This window comes from Gemmiger formicilis (assembly GCF_016901605.1).
Classification (GTDB): Bacteria; Bacillota; Clostridia; order Oscillospirales; family Ruminococcaceae; genus Gemmiger; species Gemmiger formicilis_B.
The window spans coordinates 1-683 of the sequence record NZ_JACJKP010000370.1 but is presented as its reverse complement, the minus strand read 5'-3'; the positions used below and the strand labels follow the sequence as shown (position 1 = coordinate 683).

Genomic DNA, 683 nt, shown 5'->3' with positions numbered 1-683 from the left:
CAGGAAAACAGCCAACACGTGTTTGGCGTCTACAACAGCCTGGGCATGGCGGGGCTGCTTGCCGCCTCAGCGGTGTATACCCTTTTTGTGGGGGAGAACTACCGTCTGGCAGGTCTGCTCACGGTGTTCAGCTACGGGGCGGCGGCGTTGCTTTCGCTGGGCCTTACCGAGGTACACCCGGCCCCCGAAAAAGCCGAAACCCGGGAACCTTTTGGGGCTACGCTGCGGGCTACCCTGGCCGCGCCGGGGCTGCTGGCGTTCCTGATTGCCGTGGGGCTGCTGACCGAGGTACACCAGACGGTCACGGTCTTTCTCAACCAGCTGCAATATGAGCGGTGCGGTATGGGCAGTACCGCCATCGGTGCGGTGTACATTGCCGCTACCTTGCTGGGGCTTTGCGGCGTCTGGTCTGCCGCCGTCACCCGCCGTACCGGGGACCGTCGGGCTGCTGCGCTGTTCTGCCTGGCACCTGCGCTGGCCTGCACGCTGCTGGTATTCACCGACCGGGCATTGCTCTCGGTAGGGGGGATCTGGCTGCTGCGGGTGTCGGACAGCCTGTTCCAGCCCTTCCAGGCGCAGCTGCGAAACCGTCAGGTGCAAACCGCCAACCGGGCTACGGCCTTGAGCATCCATGCCATGATTCTGGATTGCGTGGCCATCGGTACCAATCTGGCCTTCGGCGC

General features: G+C 64.4%; 1 protein-coding gene. It reads left to right on the top strand.

Annotation, left to right across the window (positions count from 1 at the left end):
- Positions 1-683 (top strand): MFS transporter (locus H6B10_RS14925; protein ID WP_204652301.1); only part of this gene is annotated, 683 nt, incomplete at both ends.